The following is a 17,148-nucleotide window of genomic DNA, read 5'->3' as shown; positions in this document are numbered from 1 at the left end:
CCTCACCCGCCTAAAGGCAGGTGATTCCCACACCTGGCGATGCACGTCCGCATCGGAGAATGTTCAGCGCAGCGTTGATATCACGATCATGCTCGACACCACAGTCACTGCAGGCCCACTCTCTTATTCGCAGTCCCGCGATACCTTTCGGCCGCGTCGTGCTGTCTTTCGATCCGCACGCCGAACAGGACTGGGTAGAACCGCTTTCGTCGACTTCCTCGAACGTGGCCCCGTGCGCCATCGCTTTGTAACGGAGCTTGTTTCGGAAGGACGACCAGGACGCGTCGTAGACGCTCTTCGCCATCCTGGTTCTGGCAAGTTTGACGGCAGATACGTTGCCAACCGCGATGTAATCGAAGCGCCGCACCAGATCGAGCGCGAGCTTATGCTGGAAATCGGCACGGGCATTCGCGACCTTGGCGTGCAACTTCGCGATATGCCGCTTGTGCTTGCGCGCCCGTTGCGCTTTCGCCAGTTTCTCCGCCGCGCGTCGGCCGAATCGGTCATTGGGCAGCTTCTCGCCCGTCGAAAGTGTGGCGAAGTCTTTCAGGCCAAGATCGATGCCAACACCGGAACGGACCGGGCGGGCCTGCACATCGGGCATCTCGATCACGATGTTGAGATACCAGTTGCCGCGTGCATCCTGCGCAAAGTTGGTCCCGTCCTTGATCTTGCCTTCGGGAAGCGGTCGGCTGTTGAACACGCGGAAGGTGTTGCCGGCAAAGCGAAACGCGTCGCCTTCGCGCTTCAGGTCGCGCCCCTTCAGCGGCACCCAGCCCAGCGATTTCCTGCCGCGATAGCGCAGGCAGGGCCGACGGTGCTGACTGCGCGACTTCGCGTACTGCTCACACGTTGCATTGACAGTGCCGGAGTGGATGCCGAGTTCCTTGCTACTGCCGGTGGTCAACACGTTCAGTTCAAAACCCGTCGGCCATTTCTTGCTCCACTTGAGCGCATGCTTCTGCGTGTCGTTGCAGAAGTTCCAGACGTAGTTCACCGCACGGCTCTGCTTGTTGAGCAGTCCGTTGAGCGACTTCACGCGGTAGCGGTAGACAAGGATCATGCCGGTGATCCTAACCCGTGGAAGCAGCTGCCTGTCAACAGCACGCCTTTCCTTCCCGCCATCAATGGCGGGGTTTCTCGGAGCAAATTCTGATGAAACTGACCCTCACCCAGCGGCTGTCGTGCGTGTTCGCGGTGTTGCTGCTCGCGTGCTCGGGCGCGTCGGCCTGGCTGCAGATCCGTGCAAACGACATGCGCGAGAAGGAAGTCGTGCAGGGCCTGTCGCGCGATCTCGCCGCGCACATCGCGAGCAGCACGCCGCTGATGGACGCGAACGGGCTGCGCCCGGACGCCGTGCGCACGCTGTTCGGCCAGCTGATGGGCGTGAACCCGAGCGTCGAGGTGTACCTGCTCGACAACGCGGGGCGGATCGAAGGCGACGACGCGCCGCCGGGCCACGTGAAGCGCGAGCGCGTCGATCTCGCGCCGGTGCAGCGCTTCATCGCGGGCGACCCGCTGCCGATCCTCGGCGACGACCCGCGCAGCCCCGACGCGCGCAAGGTGTTCAGCGCCGCGCCGCTGCAGCGCCCGGGACAGCCGCCGTCCGGCTACATCTACGTGGTGCTGCTCGGTGAGGCGCACGACCGGCTGGTCGCGCGCGTCGACGCCGGCAACGTGCTGCGCACGACGCTGTGGTCGATGGCGGTCGTCGCGCTGCTCGGCCTGCTCGCGGGCCTGACCGCGTTCAGCTTCATCACGCGCCCGCTGCGCCGGCTGACCGACGCGATGCGCCGCTTCGACGCGAACGGCGCGCCCGACACGCAGCCGGCGGTGCCGCGCTCGCCGCCGGGGCGGCGCGGCGACGACATCGCGGTGCTCGAATCCGCGTTCGCGCAGATGGCCGACCGGATCGGCGAACAGTGGCGCGCGCTGACGCGCCAGGACCAGCAGCGGCGCGAACTGATCACGAATATCTCGCACGACCTGCGCACGCCGCTGACGTCGCTGCACGGCTATCTGGAGACGCTGTCGCTGAAGTCCGACACGCTCGCCGAGACCGAGCGCCGCCGCTACCTGTCGATCGCGCTCGCGCAGAGCACGAAGGTCGGCCGGCTCGCGCAGGCGCTGTTCGAACTCGCGCGGCTCGAATCGGGCGGCGTGCAGGCCGAGCGCGAGCCGTTCTCGCTCGTCGATCTCGTGCAGGACGTGTTCCAGAAGTTCGAGCTGGCCGCGCAGTCGCGCGGCGTCGCACTGCATGCGCGGATCCCGCCGCGCGTGCCGGTCGTATCGGCCGATCTCGGGATGATCGAGCGCGTGCTGACCAACCTGCTCGACAACGCATTGCGGCACACGCCGCAGCACGGCGAAGTCGAAGTGGCGCTGACGCCGCAGGACGATCGCGTGGTGGTGACCGTATCGGATACCGGAGAAGGGATTCCGCAGGCGCGGCGCGAAGGATTGTTTCAACGGCCGCAGCGGCCGATGAGCGGCGGCACGGCGACGAGCGGCGGGCTCGGGCTGCTGATCGTGCACCGGATGCTGGTGCTCAACGGCAGCGGGATCCGGCTCGTCGATCGGGACGGACGCGGCGCGGTGTTCGAGTTCGCGCTGCCGGTTGCGCATCCGGCGCCGGGCGAAACGCGTTGAAATCCGGCGGCGATCTGCCCGCGCGCTTACCGGCCGCGCTTGCGCCGCACGTCGCTCGGCGTCGTGCCGGTCCAGCGCTTGAACGCGTGGCGGAACCCGACCGCATCGCTGAAGCCGAGCGTCAGCGCGATGTCCTCGGTGCTGAGCGTCGTGGTGCTCAGGTAGTCGATCGCGAGCGCCTTGCGCACGCTCGTCAGCAGCTCGCTGTACGACGTGCCTTCGGCATCGAGCTTGCGGCGCAGCGTGCGCGACGTCATGCACAGCGTGTCGGCGATCGCGTCGATGTCCGGGAACTGCCCGGGCGTGCGCGTGAGTTCCTGGTACACGCGGCGCGTGACGCCGGCCTGGCTGCGCAGTTCGTCGAGCAGGCGCGCGCAGTGCGACGACACCTGCGCGGCGGTGATCGGGTTCGCGAGCTGCGGCGCGCGTGCGAGCCACGCGGCCGGGTAGCTCAACACATGGTGCGGCTGGTCGAACGCGATCGGGCATTCGAGCGCGTCGGCGAGCTGCGCCGCGTGCGCCGGCTCCGGCTGAGCGAACTGCGCGCGGGCGGGCACGCACCACGCACCCATCACGTCCTTGATGACCGTCACGTGCAGCGCGAACTGCATGTCGATCAGGAAGCGGTACAGCGGCAAGTCGGGCTCGGGCAGCGCGGCTTCGTGCGGATCCGGGAACAGCCACGACGCGGTGTCGCCCTGTTCGACCCAGCGGATCGCGAGCATCCCGTTCGCGAGCTGGTGATATTTGACGGCCGAATCGAACGCATGCGCGAGCGATTCCGAGCACAGCATCGCGTAGCCGTACATCCCGTAGCTTGACGCATGCAGCCGGCGGCCGACGCGCACGCCGAGATCGGTGCCGTCGTAGCGGTCGAGCGCATTGCGCGCGGCGCTCAGGAACTGCCGCGACGACGTGAGCGTGAACGGATCGGTGACGGCGTCCGGCGACAGGCCGGTGCCGTCGAGCACCGCGGCCGGATCGAGGCCGAGTTCCCGGGCGACGCCGACGAGCACGGCCAGCTTGGCCGGCGAGAAGCGCTTCTCGCGCGACACGTGGGCGGGCGGGGCGTCGGGCAGCGACGCGGGGCCGGAGGCCGTCGGTTTCAAGAGCGCACTGCGCGGCATGGCGGGTTCAGCGTCCGATTCGATATCGTTCCGGTGCGCGATTCTGCGCCGGAACGCGTTGGGGCGCCATAGGGTTCACCCTGATGCACTGGCGTCTGCACGGACGAACACGGCATGACCGATGCACGGGCGGGAAGCGGCGACAGGCGGGTCGCCGCGCGCCCGCGTGTCCGTTTCGATCATCTTTTCGACCGCCCGGATCATTTTCAAAGCCGCGATGGCAGGCGATAGTCGCCGGTCAGGCGGCGGCTTTTGACCATACGGTGCGCGGGCCGCTGTGCGAACGGCGCTGCCCGGCGCCGTCCCCCGAGGAGCAGGACATGACGAAGAGACACTGGATCGGCTCGTACGGCTCGATCCCCGCCGAGATCGATGCCGATCGCCATCCTTCCGTAACCGCGTTGCTGGACGACGCGATGCGCCGCTTCGCGGAGCGCCCCGCGTTCCACGCGTTCGGCCGCACGCTCACCTATGCCGACGTCGACCGCCTGTCGACCGCGCTGGCCGCGTACCTGCAGCGGGTCGCGGGCGTACGCAAGGGCGACCGCGTGGCCGTGATGCTGCCCAACGTGCTCGCCTTTCCGGTGGTGTTCGTCGCGCTCGCGCGGATCGGCGCGATCCAGGTCAACGTGAATCCGCTCTACACCGCGCATGAGCTCGAACATCAGCTCAACGACGCGGGTGTCGAAGTGGCTGTGGTATGCGGCGGATCGATGGGCACGTTCGCCGATGTGGTCGGCAGGACGCGCATACGAACCGTGCTGAGCGTGGGCCGCGGCGATCTCGGCGTCGTCGATGCGCCGGCCGGCGCGTGCGATGCGCTGCCGCCCGGCTCGATCGCACTCGCGCACGCGCTGGCCGCCGGCGAATCGCTCGCGGTCGAGCCGGTCGCGCTCGGCGGCGACGATCTGCTGCTGCTGCAGTACACGGGCGGCACGACCGGGCTGTCGAAGGGCGCCGCGCTGTCGCATCGCAACCTGGTCGCGAACATCGAGCAGTTCGGCGCGATCGTGCCGGGCGCGCGGCAGCCGGGCGAGGAGGTCGTCGTCACGGCGATCCCGCTGTATCACATCTTCGCGCTGACGGTGAACTTCCTGTCCTACTTCGCGATCGGCGCGGAGAACTGGCTCGTCGCGAATCCGCGCGACATGGACGGCTTCATCGACGTGCTGAAGGCCGCGCGGCCGTCGGTGTTCGTCGGCGTCAATACGCTGTATGCGGGGCTCGCCGCCCATCCGCGGCTGAACGAGGTCGACTGGTCGCGGCTGAAGCTGTCGGCCGGCGGCGGCGCGGCGGTGATCGACGTGATTTCCGCGCGCTGGAAGGCGGTGACGGGCAACTTCATCCGCGAAGGGTACGGGCTGTCGGAAACGTCGCCGGTGGTCACGTTCAACCCGCAGTCGATCGACGCGTTCACGGGCACGACGGGCCTGCCGCTGCCGTCGACCGACGTGAAGCTGCTGGACGACCAGGATCGCGAGGTGGCGATCGGCGAAGCGGGCGAAATCTGCGTGAAGGGGCCGCAGGTGATGGGCGGCTACTGGCGCAAGCCGGACGCGAACGCGGCCGCGTTCACCACGGACGGCTACTTCCGCACCGGCGACATCGGCGTGTTCGACGCGGCCGGCTTCCTGAAGATCGTCGACCGCAAGAAGGACATGATCATCGTGTCGGGCTTCAACGTGTACCCGAACGAGGTGGAAGCGGTTGCGACCGCGCTGCCGGGCGTCGCCGAATGCGCATGCATCGGCGTGCCGGACGAGCGCACCGGCGAGGCCGTCAAGCTGTTCGTGGTGCCCGCGCCCGACGCGGCCCTGACCGACGCGCAGATCGTCGCGCATTGCCGCGCGAACCTCGCCGCGTACAAGGTGCCGAAGCTGATCCGCCTGGTCGACCGGCTCCCGAAGTCGACGGTCGGCAAGATCCTGCGCCGGGAACTAAGCCGCGCGGACTGATGGCGCCGACGCGCCGCGCGGCGGCCGACGTGCGGGCCGGCGTGCCGGCGCAAGCCCCGACAGTCCGCGCCGGGCCGCTCAAGTACAATGCGAGCGGTTCGACCGACGGGGACGCGATGACCGGTTCAGACTCACCTTCCGCCCAGCCCGGGCGTGCGCTGCCGTCGCCGAGCGCGACGGTGCCGATCTCGCTCGTCAACGGTTTTCTGGCGAGCGCGGGCGCGCAGCGCGACGTGGTCGAGCGCTACCTGCGCGGGGCCGGCATCCCGCTCGAGCTGCTCGGCGAGCCGCATGCGCGCGTGACGGAGGAGCAGTTCTCGACGCTGTACCGCACGCTCGCGATCGATCTCGACGACGAGATGCCGGGCATCTTCTCGCGCCCGTTGCGCGGCGGCACGCTGAAGTACCTGTGCCTGAGCCTGCTCGATGCGCGCAACCTCGAAACGGCGCTGCATCGTTTCGGCCAGTTCTTCCATATCCTGCTCGACGACTTCTTCGTAGACTCGAAGCGCGACGGCCTGGTCGCGCAGGTGCTGCTGCGACCGAACCCGGCCATCGGCCCGATCGGCGCGCTCGGCCAGGAGCTGATGCTCAAGCTCGTGCACGGCGTGTGTTCCTGGCTGATCGGGCAGAAGATCCCGCTGCTGCGGATCGAGCTCGCGTGTCCGCGGCCGCGCCATGCGGTCGAACACCTGTACTTCTTCTCCGGCTCCGTGCAATTCGACTGCGAACGCACGCTGATGCGCTTCAGCGCCGACTACCTCGACGCGCCGATCCGGCAGAGCAAGCGCAACCTGCGCAAGTTCCTCGCGCGCGCGCCGGGCGACTGGATCTTCGAATCGTTCAGCGAGCAGCTCGTGTGCCATCGCGTGCGGCAATACCTGTCGGCGGCGCTGCCCGACCTGCCGGTGATCGACGAGGCGGCCGAGCATCTGCATTGCTCGGTGCGCACGCTGAGCCGTCACCTCGCCGCCGAAGGCACGACATTCCAGGCGCTCAAGGACGAACTGCGGCGCGACATCGCGATCCAGCGGCTCACCGACACGCTCGACACGATCGCGGCGATCGGCGCCGATATCGGCTTCGACGATCCCAGCGCGTTTCATCGCGCATTCCGGCACTGGACGGGGAGTACGCCGGGGACTTACCGGCGGCGCGCGTAGCGCGGTTTTTTCAACCTCGCTCCCATAACCGGCATCCTTGTTTCGATCCCATGGACGGCTCCCGTCGGGGCGCGACTCATCGTGCGTGGGGCGGGCAGCCATTCGTCGACGCGCACCCCGGGGCCGGCCGGCATGACCTGCCGGCCCGGTGACATCACGAAGCGGCTCCTCGCCGCAACTGTCCGGTTTCGATCAGCTGCTGAAAGAAGTCGTTCATCGACTCGGCGAGCGGGCGGTAGTGGATCCCGAGTTCGTTGCGGCTGCGGCTATTGTCGGCGCGCCACGGCAGTCCGACGTTGCGGGCGACGACGCGGCGCGTCACGCCCTTGTTCACCAGCGGGCCGATCGACCACACGAGCCATTTGGGCAGGATGCGCCGCGGGATCGGGTAGTCGGCGCCATACCGTTCGAGCAGCGTCGCCGCCATCGCCGGCAGGCTCGTGTTGTGCCCCGACACGATGTAGCGGCCGTTCGCGTCCGGCAGGAACGCGGCCCGCAGGTGCGCGTCGGCGACATCGCGGACGTCGACCGCGCCCATGCCGAGATCCGGCACGCCCATTTTCATCGTGCCGTCGCCCATCTGCCGGACGATCTCGAAGCTCTCCGACGTCGCGTACGGATTGATGCCGGGCCCGATGACGAGCGACGGATTGATGGTCACGAGACGCCAGCGTTGCTGCGCGCCGGCGATCTGCCACGCTTCGCGCTCGGCCACCGTCTTCGAATACGAATACGGCTGATGCGTCAGCGATGAACTGGTATTCCAGTTCGCCTCGGTGAACACGCCGCTCGGCACCGCGTCGAGATCGGCGTTGTCGCCGTAGATCGCGGCGCAGCTGCTGGTCAGCACGACGCGCCGGACCGACGGCGTGCGGTTCACAGTGTCGAGCACGTTGCGCGTGCCGAGCAGCGCCGGGTCGACCAGTTCTTTCTGAGGATCACGAACGGAGACGGTGAACGGCGATGCGGTATGGAACACGGTGCCGCAACCGGCCATCGCGTCCGCATACGATCCCGGTTCGAGCAGGTCCGCGCGGAAATAGCGGATCGTGCCGGGCTGGCCGGCCGCGATGCGCTGCAGATACTTGAGCTTGTCGGGATCGTCGGGATGACGAACGGCCGCATGCACCGTCACGCCGGCTTCGAGCAACCGTTGCACGAGCCAGCCCGCGACGTAGCCGGTTGCGCCGGTCACCATCACCGGCAGGTCGGTATCGATATTCATCATCTTGGGTTCCGCGACGGACGATGTCGAACATGATGCCGCCTTGTTGCTGCCGGGGGAGGCGGCGCGGCGCGGGAGCGGCTGGCTGCCCGCTCCGCGCGCGAGGCCGCACTCAGGCTTTCAGTGCGCCGAAGATTTCAGTGAGCATCGACTTCGCATCCCCGAACAACATGCGGTTGTTGTCCTTGTAGAACAGCGGATTGTCGACGCCCGCATAGCCGGACGCCATGCTGCGCTTCATCACGATCGACGTCTTCGCCTTCCACACTTCCAGCACCGGCATGCCGGCGATCGGGCTCGACGGGTCGTCCTGCGCGGCCGGGTTCACGATGTCGTTCGCGCCGATCACCATCGACACGTCGGCCTCGGGGAAGTCGCCGTTGATCTCGTCCATTTCGAGCACGATGTCGTACGGCACCTTCGCTTCGGCCAGCAGCACGTTCATGTGGCCCGGCATGCGGCCCGCGACCGGGTGAATCGCGAAACGCACGTCGACACCCTTTTCGCGCAGCAGCTTCGTCAGTTCGAACACCGTGTGCTGGGCTTGCGCGACGGCCATCCCGTAGCCCGGCACGATGATCACGCGCTTCGCTTCGCGCAGCAGCTCGGCCGTTTCCATCGCGCTCACCGCGACCGCCTCGCCGGCCGGCTGCGCCGCGCCGCCGGCTGCCGCCGGTGCGCCCGCGCCGCTGCCGAAGCCGCCCGCGATCACGCTGATGAAGTTGCGGTTCATCGCGCGACACATGATGTACGACAGGATCGCACCGGACGAGCCAACCAGCGCGCCGATCACGATCAGCAGGTCGTTGCCGAGCATGAAACCGGTGGCTGCCGCCGCCCACCCGGAGTAGCTGTTGAGCATCGACACCACGACCGGCATGTCCGCGCCGCCGATCGCCATCACCATGTGCACGCCGAACAGCAGCGAGAGCACCGTCATCACGAGGAGCGGCAGCATGCCGTCCTGGATGGTTTCCGCATGCAGGAACGCGCGGCCGTAGTAGATCACGATCAGCAGCGCGGCCAGGTTCAGCCAGTGGCGTGCCGGCAGCAGCAGCGGCTTGCCGCCGATCTTGCCGGACAGCTTGCCGAACGCGATGATCGAGCCCGCGAAGGTGACCGCGCCGATCAGGATGCCGACGTAGATCTCCACTTCGTGGATCGCCTTCTCGGCGCCGGTGAGCTGCAGCGACGTATCGATATAGCTCGCGAAACCGACCAGGCAGGCCGCGAGACCGACCAGGCTGTGCATCAGCGCGACCAGTTCCGGCATCTGCGTCATCTGCACCTTCTTCGCGGCGTACAGGCCGACCGCACCGCCGACGACCAGCGCGGCGATCACGTACGGAATGCCCGCGGCCGACACGCGCGGGCCGGCCACGGTGGCCAGCACGGCGATCAGCATGCCGATCATGCCGAGCAGGTTGCCGCGGCGCGCGGTCTCGGGATTGGCCAGCCCGCCGAGGCTGAGGATGAACAGGATCGCGGCGCCGATATAGGAGACGGTAGTCAGGTTGGAAGTCATTGTTGTCGTCCCCTTATTTGCGGAACATCGCCAGCATGCGACGCGTCACCGCGAAGCCGCCGAACATGTTGACGGCCGTGAGCGTCAGCGCGCCCACCGCGAGACCGAGGATCAGCCCGGACGGACGGTCGCCGGCATTGGCCAGCTCGCCCAGCGGCGGCGCGACCTGCACCAGCGCGCCGATCGCGATGATCGACGAGATCGCGTTGGTCACGCTCATCAGCGGCGTGTGCAGCGACGGCGTGACGTTCCAGATCACCATGTAGCCGACGAAGCACGCGAGCACGAACACCGTGAAGTGCGACAGGAAGCTGGCCGGCGCGAACTGGCCGACCAGCAGGAACGCCAGTGCGCCGATCGCGAACACGATCGCGAGCGCCTTGGCCGACATCGGCTCGCCGCTGTGACCGTGGCCCTTGGATTTCGCCGGCGCGGCCGCGGCGGGTGCGGCAGCCTGCGGCTTGGGTGCGACGACCGCCTGCTTGATCGGCGGCGGCGGCCACGTGATGTTGCCTTCCTTGATGACGGTGAGGCCGCGGATCGCGTCGTCGTCGAAGTCGACGTTGATCGTGCCGTCCTTGCCCTTGCACAGCTCCTCGATCACGCGCAGCAGGTTGGTGCCGTACAGCGTGGACGCCTGGCGCGACAGGCGCGACGCGAGATCCGTATAGCCGACGATGGTCACGCCGTGGCGCACGACCGCCTCGCCGGGCACCGTGAGTTCGCAGTTGCCGCCCTGTTCGGCGGCCATGTCGACGATCACGCTGCCGGGCTTCATCGACTGCACCATCTCGGCGGTGATCAGCTTCGGCGCCGGCTTGCCGGGGATCAGCGCGGTCGTGATGATGATGTCGGCGTCCCTGGCCTGCTGCGCATACATCGCGCGCTGCGCCTGCTGGAAGCCTTCGCTCATCACCTTCGCGTAACCGCCGCCGCCCGAGCCTTCCTCTTCGTAGTCGACCTTGACGAACTCGCCGCCCAGCGACTTGACCTGATCGGCCACCTCGGCGCGCGTGTCGTTCGCGCGCACGATCGCGCCGAGGCTCGCGGCCGTGCCGATCGCGGCGAGGCCCGCGACGCCGGCGCCGGCGATGAAGACCTTGGCCGGCGGGACCTTGCCGGCCGCCGTGACCTGGCCGTTCAGGAAGCGGCCGAACGCATGCGCGGCCTCGATCACCGCGCGGTAGCCGCTGATGCCGGCCATCGACGTCAGCGCGTCCATCTTCTGCGCGCGCGACAGCGTGCGCGGCAGCGAATCGATCGCGAGCACCGTCGCGCGTTTCGCGGCCAGCTGCTGCATCAGTTCGGGGTTCTGCGCGGGCCACACGAAGCCGATCAGCGTGCCGCCTTCGCGCATCAGCGCGACTTCGTCGGCACTCGGCGGGCGCACCTTGAACACGATGTCGCTGCCGGACCAGAGCTCCGCCGCCGACGCGGCGATGCTCGCGCCGGCCGCGCGATACGCATCGTCGTCAAAATTCGCGCCGGCGCCGGCGCCGCTTTGCACGGCCACCGAAAACCCCAGCTTGATCAGTTTCTCGACCACTTCGGGTACGGTCGCAACGCGCCGTTCGCCGGTGGCTGTCTCCAGAGGAATCCCAATCTGTAGTGTCATAGTGTGAAAGATGGGTGATGGCCATTGCATTGCGCGCGGGCCGGTGCGTCAAGGTACCAGAATCATGTGTGTGTTTAGTGGTTCGCGCGACGGCTTGCGTTTAAAAAAGAACGATCGTTCGATGTGCGCGAATAGAGTATGCCTCATAACGGCGCCGCTATCGAGGACGAGCGCGTCGAGCGCGCGTTCGGTTCTACTGTTGCGTTTTATCCACGCGCGCGCAATATCGCGTCGGTCGAACGGATGTTGACCGCGTGCGCTTACTGCCGCTTTCGCGGTGCGGCGGTGTTGCTCGAGAGGGCCTGCGGGCGGCGGCACCCGGTGTGTTTTCCCATAACCGGGTTCCTTTGCGTGTTCCCATGGCCGGCTCCCCTCGGCGGCTGCCTGCGCGTGGAATCGTTCACATCTTCGCCGGGCACGATCGGGCTGGTCCCGAAACTCATATGCGCCTTTCAATAGCGGCCTGAAGCAATGCCGACCGGTCGGTAGGCCAATGACTGGCTGCTGACCGCCGTCGGCGCCGTCGGCACGTCGCGTCGAACGCCGGATCAATTCAGCAGGCACCAGATCGCGAGGAACGGTGCGTCGCCGGAGCGCATCGCGTGCAACGCTCCCGGCGGGTTGTGGATGCCGCCGCCGATCCCGGGATCGAACCACGCGCCGTTTTGCTGCCGGAATTCGCCTGCGGTCATCAGCACGTACGCTTCCTCCGGCGCATGACCATGATTCGGATATCTGACGTGCGGCATCATCAACGAGAAGCCGAGCTGGATGTCGTCGCGGCTCTCCGCGCCGCCGGGCCCGCAAATCATTCCGTTCACGTGGCCGTCGATATAGTTCGGACTACCGTCCTTTCCCGACGTGCGACGCGACCATCCCACGTCGGGCTCGAGCGACTTGATCAGTTGCGCGACGGTGGCGAACGTCGGGTCGACGCGCGCGACCGATTCGAGCGCTGGGTCGAGCCATTCGCATGCGGGGTATCGGACCGTGAGCCGTTTGCCGTCATCCGATGGTGTCTGCAGCCGTGCGAATACCTGCGGTGCGAACGCGCGCGCGGCCGGCGGAAGCTTGTCCGACCGAAACAGATCGGCGGCGATCCGGACGAAATCCGCGATGGGCTTCGGGCGTTCATTCATCAGAATTTGCTCAGAGAAACCCCGCCATTTCCCCCAAGGGGACTTCCTTCGGGGCGGATGGCGGGAAGGAAAGGAGTGCTGTTGACAGGCAGCTTCTTCCACGGGTTAGGATCACCGGCATGATTCTTGTCTACCGCTACCGGGTGAAGTCGCTCAACGGACTGCTCAACAAGCAGAGCCGTGCGGTGAACTACGTCTGGAACTTCTGCAATGACACGCAGAAGCATGCGCTCAAGTGGAGCAAGAAGTGGCCGACGGGATTCGATCTGAACGTGCTGACGACGGGGAGCAGCAAGGAACTCGGTATCCACTCCGGCACGATCAACGCGACGTGCGAGCAATATGCGAAGTCGCGCAGTCAGCACCGTCGGCCCTACCTGCGCTATCGCGGCAGGAAATCGCTGGGCTGGGTGCCGCTGAAGGGGCGTGACCTGAAGCGCGAAGGTGATGCGTTCCGCTTTGCCGGCAATGCCTTCCGCGTGTTCAACAGCCGCCCGCTTCCAGAAGGCAAGATCAAGGATGGGACCAACTTCGCGCAGGATGCGCGCGGCAACTGGTTCTTGAATATCGTGATCGAGATGCCCGATGTTCAGGCCCGCCCGATCCGTTCCGGTGTCGGCATCGATCTCGGCTTGAAAGACTTCGCCACACTTTCGACGGGCGAGAAGCTGCCTAACGATCGGTTTGGTCGATGCGCGGCCCAGAAGCTCGCGAAAGCGCAGCGAGCGCGAAAGCACAAGCGGCATATCGCGAAGTTGCACGCCAAGGTGGCGAATGCCCGTGCCGATTTCCAGCATAAGCTCGCGCTCGATCTGGTGCGGCGTTTCGATTACATCGCGGTTGGCAACGTATCTGCCGTCAAACTTGCCAGAACCAGGATGGCGAAGAGCGTCTACGACGCGTCCTGGTCGTCCTTCCGAAACAAGCTCCGCTACAAAGCGATCGCGCACGGAGCCACATTCGAGGAAGTCGACGAAAGCGGTTCTACCCAGTCCTGTTCGTCGTGCGGATCGAAAGACAGCACGACGCGGCCGAAAGGTATCGCAGGACTGCGAGTAAGAGAGTGGGCCTGCAGTGACTGTGGTGTCGAGCATGATCGTGATATCAACGCTGCGCTGAACATTCTCCGATGCGGACGTGCATCGCCAGGTGTGGGAATCACCTGCCTTTAGGCGGGTGAGGACGTCAAGTGGCCTGATCAGATGAAAGTCTACGCAGAAACGCGTGCGTCCGGACAGCGAAAAAGGGCGGGCGATTTGGCAGCGACCGCCATGCAGTGGGTTCTTCGTGGATTTCCGTGGAGGTCGCTTGGCAATCCATTTCGGCCAGATGAACCATGTTGATGACCGCATTTCGGATTCAAGCAGCCCGCTGCTCAGACCGCGATCATCGTATGACCCGCCTCTGTTCCTGAAACACGCGTCGCGATGCGATCGCGGGGAACCTGCGACGAATGGCAGCGTGGTTGATGCCGGTTTGCAAGGCAGTGGAAGCAGCCGCAACGCGACGAATTCGGCCGGTGCTCACGTCACGGTTCGCACAGCGTCGCCGGGCAAATCCGTCACCGACCGCGCGTGACGCTGGCCTTGGTCTTGCCACCCTTTGGGACGGGATGACGATGGCCAAGGAGTTCGATCAGCCGTGTCTCGCCTTCGGAAAACGCGTACCCGCGCCGCTGGGAGATCATGAACGTGAGGGCGCGCATGTGCCACGCGCGCCGTTGGAGTTCGACAAGTAATCCCTTCGCGAGGTCTTCCTCGACCAGATGGCGCGGCATGTGCCCCCAGCACAAGCCTCCCCTGAGCAGATCGTGCTTCGCGCCGAGATCGTTCACCCACCACTGGCGTTCACCGGCGACCCCCTGTTGGGTTTTTTCCGCATCGGGCTGATTGTCCGTCACGACGAGCTGGATGTGCCGGCCAAATTCCTCCCGCGGAATCGGCCCCTTGATTGCCGCGAGCGGATGCGATGGCGCACAGACGGTCACCATTTGCGCGTCACATAAATGGTGCCGCTCGATGGAGTCTTGGCTCAGCTCGGGCACATCGGTGATCGTTACCGCCAATGCGCACGTGCCGTCGAGAACCAGGCGCTCGCCGCCCTGCATGGTCGTCATGCGCAGATTGATCGCGACCGTCGGATAGTCCGCTTGCAAGGTGCGCAGGGATTCGATCAGGTGCGTACGCGGAAAATAGGTATCCACGGCGACCGAGACCTGCGGAACACCGGCTTCGGCAATCGCGACAGCGCGCATCTTCATTTCCTCGGTGCGCGCAATCACCCCGCGCGCATCGGGCAGGAGGCTGCGGCCTGCTGCCGTGAGCGTCGCCTTGCGCGTGTTTCGTTCGAACAGCATCACGTCGAACGCATTCTCCAGCGCGTTGATCGCGTGACTGATCGCCGACTGCGCCCGCCTCAGTTCCCTTGCCGCCCCGGAAAAGCTTCCCTGGTCACACACGGCGACGAACGCCCGAAGTTGATTGATGGTGACGTTGTCCAGCATATCTATCTAGAAAGTAGATGGTATTTATAGATATTCAGTCAATTGGCTTCATGAATCAAGAGCCCCAGAATCAGTTTTCTCGCTTTTGTTTCGAAGGGTGCATGACATGAACAGACTGAATGGAAAGACCGCCGTGATCACCGGCGGCGCTACCGGCATCGGCCGCGCCGCGGCAGGACGCTTCATTGAAGAGGGCGCCTTCGTCTTCATCTTCGGCCGCCGGCAGGAAGCGCTCGACGCCGCGGTGGCCGACCTTGGGCCCCATGCCCGTGCGGTGAAGGGCTCGGTCTGCGACCTGACCGACCTCGACCGACTCTACGCGGCGGTCAAGGCGGAGCGCGGAACCCTCGACATCGTCTTCGCCAACGCCGGGGCGGGAAGCCCGCTGCCTCTCGGCCAGATCACCGCCGAGCACATTGACGACACCTTCGACACCAATGTGAAGGGGACGATCTTTACGGTCCAGAAGGCGCTGCCGCTGATGGGCGCGGGCGGTTCGATCATCCTGACCGGATCGAGCGCCGGCACCACGGGAGCGCCGGGATTCACGGCCTACAGCGCGAGCAAGGCAGCGGTGCGCAACCTCGCGCGGACGTGGGCGGAGGACCTGAAGGGCACCGGCATCCGCGTAAACGTACTGTCGCCCGGCGCGACCGCAACCGAACTCGCCAAGGAGGCATTGGGCGAAGAGGGGCAGAAGGCCTACGGGGCGATGACGCCGCTGCAGCGTATGGCCGATCCGGCCGAGATCGGCGCGGTGGCGGCCTTTCTTGCGTCGTCGGACAGCAGCTTCATGACCGCCAGCGAGGTCGCCGTTGACGGTGGCCTGGCACAACTCTGAGGAGAAAACTCAAATGACTCAATCCCTGAAGGGCAAGACAGCGCTCGTGACCGGGGCATCGCGGGGCATCGGCCGCGCCATCGCCGAACGCCTTGCAAAGGACGGTGCGACCGTCGCGCTTACCTACAACGCCAGCAAATCCGGCGCGGACGAGGCGATCGCAGCCATCGAGAAAGCGGGCGGCACCGCATTCGCGATCCACGCGGATCTCGTTGATCCGGCGACCGTCCCGGCTTTGTTCGAGAGACTCGACGACGAGTTCAGCCAGCGGAACGGCAGCCGAGCGCTCGACATTCTGGTCAACAACGCCGGCAATACCGGCTGGCTGGGCTTCAAGGACGCAACGCCGGAAAGCTGGGACACGCTGATGGCGGTCTACGCCCGCGCGCCGTTCTTCATCATTCAGGCCGCGCTGGATCGTCTCGCCGATGGCGCACGCATCATCAACATTTCTTCCGCCGCTGCCACGAAGCCCGTGACCGCAGCACCCGTCTATTCAATGGCGAAAGCCGCCATCAATACGCTGACTCATACGCTCGCCATCGAGCTGGGGCCGCGTGGCATCACCGCGAATGCCGTCGCGCCGGGCTTCACGCGAACGGATGCGAACGCCGCCTTTCGGGAGAATCCCGAACTCGTCAAGGCGGCCGAGGCCCAGATCGCGCTGGGCCGCTTTGGCGAGCCTTCGGAAATCGCCGCCGTCGTGGCGTTCCTGGCCTCCGATGATGGCCATTGGGTGACCGGCCAGACGATTGAAGCGAGCGGCGGTTACAAGCTCTGACCGCGCCGACAAACGAAGGAGAAACATATGCGTTACGCAATCATTGGCTTCGGCAAGGTCGGCCACGCACTTGCCAGGGCGTTCGCCCGCAACGGCATCGAAGTGGCCGTTGCAACCACGCGCGCCCCGGAAAGCTTCGCGGCCGATGCGGCAGCGATCGGCCCCACGATCATTCCCAAAACCCTGGCGGAAGCCGTCAGGGCGGACATCATCTTTCTGGCTGTCCGCTTCGAGTCGCACCCGGAGGTTGCAAAAGCGCTGCGCGACTGGAAGGGGAAGACTGTCGTCGACGCGATGAACACGCAGGCCCCGCTCGAGGAACTGGGCGGTCTTCCGTCCTCTGCTTTCGTCGCGAACGCGTTCAGCGGAGCCCGGCTGGTGAAAGGCTTCAATCATCTGGTGGCCGCCGTCCTCGGCCAGGACCCGGCCATACATGGGGGCAGGAGAGTCGTGTTCCTCGCGAGCGACGATGACGGCGCCGCAGCGGAGATCGGCGCGCTTGCCGAAAAACTCGGTTTCGCGCCAATCAAACTGGGTGGGCTTTCGGACGGTGGCCTGCTCGTGCACGCACGCGGAAATAAGTGGGGACAACTGATCTTCAAGGACCTGATCACGTTCGACTGAT

14 protein-coding genes are annotated in these 17,148 nt (G+C 66.0%); 7 read left to right on the top strand and 7 right to left on the bottom strand.

What is annotated here, in order from left to right; genetic code table 11:
- Positions 1 to 10: 10 nt before the first annotated feature.
- On the bottom strand, positions 11 to 1,063 hold the full coding sequence (locus FFI87_RS33305) for an RNA-guided endonuclease InsQ/TnpB family protein (RefSeq protein ID WP_138850628.1): 1,053 nt from the start codon (positions 1,061 to 1,063) through the stop codon (positions 11 to 13).
- Positions 1,064 to 1,155: 92 nt separating this feature from the next.
- Here FFI87_RS33305 and FFI87_RS33300 point away from each other — a divergent pair, with 92 nt between their 5' ends.
- On the top strand, positions 1,156 to 2,649 hold the full coding sequence (locus tag FFI87_RS33300) for a sensor histidine kinase (RefSeq protein ID WP_138850627.1): 1,494 nt from the start codon (positions 1,156 to 1,158) through the stop codon (positions 2,647 to 2,649).
- A gap of 26 nt (positions 2,650 to 2,675) precedes the next feature.
- On the opposite strand, the gene FFI87_RS33295 is transcribed toward FFI87_RS33300, so the two are convergent.
- On the bottom strand, positions 2,676 to 3,776 hold the full coding sequence (locus tag FFI87_RS33295; protein WP_012371942.1) for an AraC family transcriptional regulator: 1,101 nt from the start codon (positions 3,774 to 3,776) through the stop codon (positions 2,676 to 2,678).
- A gap of 320 nt (positions 3,777 to 4,096) precedes the next feature.
- Here FFI87_RS33295 and FFI87_RS33290 point away from each other — a divergent pair, with 320 nt between their 5' ends.
- Positions 4,097 to 5,731, top strand: a complete 1,635-nt coding sequence (locus tag FFI87_RS33290) for an AMP-binding protein (protein ID WP_138850626.1) — start codon at positions 4,097 to 4,099, stop codon at positions 5,729 to 5,731.
- Entirely contained in the window at positions 5,731 to 6,894 is a 1,164-nt protein-coding gene (locus FFI87_RS33285; RefSeq protein WP_186381769.1) for an AraC family transcriptional regulator, read from the top strand. Before FFI87_RS33290 ends, FFI87_RS33285 begins: the two co-directional genes overlap by 1 nt.
- Before the next feature lie 154 nt (positions 6,895 to 7,048).
- On the opposite strand, the gene FFI87_RS33280 is transcribed toward FFI87_RS33285, so the two are convergent.
- The 4 genes from FFI87_RS33280 to FFI87_RS33265 form a co-directional block, all read right to left on the bottom strand.
- The gene (locus FFI87_RS33280; RefSeq protein WP_012371938.1) at positions 7,049 to 8,122 is read right to left on the bottom strand and encodes an NAD-dependent epimerase/dehydratase family protein; all 1,074 of its coding nucleotides are present in this window, start codon (positions 8,120 to 8,122) and stop codon (positions 7,049 to 7,051) included.
- A 109-nt stretch (positions 8,123 to 8,231) separates the two neighbouring features.
- The gene (pntB, locus tag FFI87_RS33275; protein ID WP_012371937.1) at positions 8,232 to 9,644 is read right to left on the bottom strand and encodes a Re/Si-specific NAD(P)(+) transhydrogenase subunit beta; all 1,413 of its coding nucleotides are present in this window, start codon (positions 9,642 to 9,644) and stop codon (positions 8,232 to 8,234) included.
- A 13-nt stretch (positions 9,645 to 9,657) separates the two neighbouring features.
- Positions 9,658 to 11,259 (bottom strand): Re/Si-specific NAD(P)(+) transhydrogenase subunit alpha, encoded by a 1,602-nt coding sequence (locus tag FFI87_RS33270; RefSeq protein ID WP_012371936.1) that lies wholly within the window; start codon positions 11,257 to 11,259, stop codon positions 9,658 to 9,660.
- A 548-nt stretch (positions 11,260 to 11,807) separates the two neighbouring features.
- Positions 11,808 to 12,398, bottom strand: coding sequence for a dimethylsulfoniopropionate lyase (locus tag FFI87_RS33265; RefSeq protein ID WP_138850625.1), 591 nt, complete (start codon positions 12,396 to 12,398; stop codon positions 11,808 to 11,810).
- 119 nt (positions 12,399 to 12,517) lie between these two features.
- Here FFI87_RS33265 and FFI87_RS33260 point away from each other — a divergent pair, with 119 nt between their 5' ends.
- Complete coding sequence (locus FFI87_RS33260) at positions 12,518 to 13,570, top strand: RNA-guided endonuclease InsQ/TnpB family protein (RefSeq protein ID WP_138850624.1); 1,053 nt, start codon at positions 12,518 to 12,520, stop codon at positions 13,568 to 13,570.
- 389 nt (positions 13,571 to 13,959) lie between these two features.
- Here FFI87_RS33260 and FFI87_RS33255 read toward each other — a convergent pair whose 3' ends face one another.
- Positions 13,960 to 14,901, bottom strand: a complete 942-nt coding sequence (locus tag FFI87_RS33255) for a LysR family transcriptional regulator (protein ID WP_138850623.1) — start codon at positions 14,899 to 14,901, stop codon at positions 13,960 to 13,962.
- Positions 14,902 to 15,007: 106 nt separating this feature from the next.
- On the opposite strand from FFI87_RS33255, the gene FFI87_RS33250 reads away from it, so the two are divergent.
- From FFI87_RS33250 to FFI87_RS33240, 3 genes are read left to right on the top strand one after another with little or no spacing between them, the layout of a single operon-like run.
- The gene (locus FFI87_RS33250; RefSeq protein ID WP_138850622.1) at positions 15,008 to 15,742 is read left to right on the top strand and encodes an SDR family NAD(P)-dependent oxidoreductase; all 735 of its coding nucleotides are present in this window, start codon (positions 15,008 to 15,010) and stop codon (positions 15,740 to 15,742) included.
- 13 nt (positions 15,743 to 15,755) lie between these two features.
- Positions 15,756 to 16,523: an SDR family NAD(P)-dependent oxidoreductase gene (locus FFI87_RS33245; protein WP_138850621.1), complete on the top strand. Its 768-nt coding sequence runs from the start codon at positions 15,756 to 15,758 to the stop codon at positions 16,521 to 16,523.
- A gap of 27 nt (positions 16,524 to 16,550) precedes the next feature.
- Positions 16,551 to 17,147 carry an NADPH-dependent F420 reductase gene (locus FFI87_RS33240; protein WP_138850620.1) on the top strand — a complete coding sequence of 199 codons (597 nt, stop codon included), beginning with the start codon at positions 16,551 to 16,553 and terminating at the stop codon, positions 17,145 to 17,147.
- Position 17,148: the final 1 nt, after the last annotated feature.

It is taken from the genome of Burkholderia sp. KBS0801 (assembly GCF_005937855.2).
Classification (GTDB): domain Bacteria; phylum Pseudomonadota; class Gammaproteobacteria; order Burkholderiales; family Burkholderiaceae; genus Burkholderia; species Burkholderia ambifaria.
The sequence above is the reverse complement of the archived record's forward strand: the minus strand, read 5'-3'. Positions and strand labels throughout refer to the sequence as shown.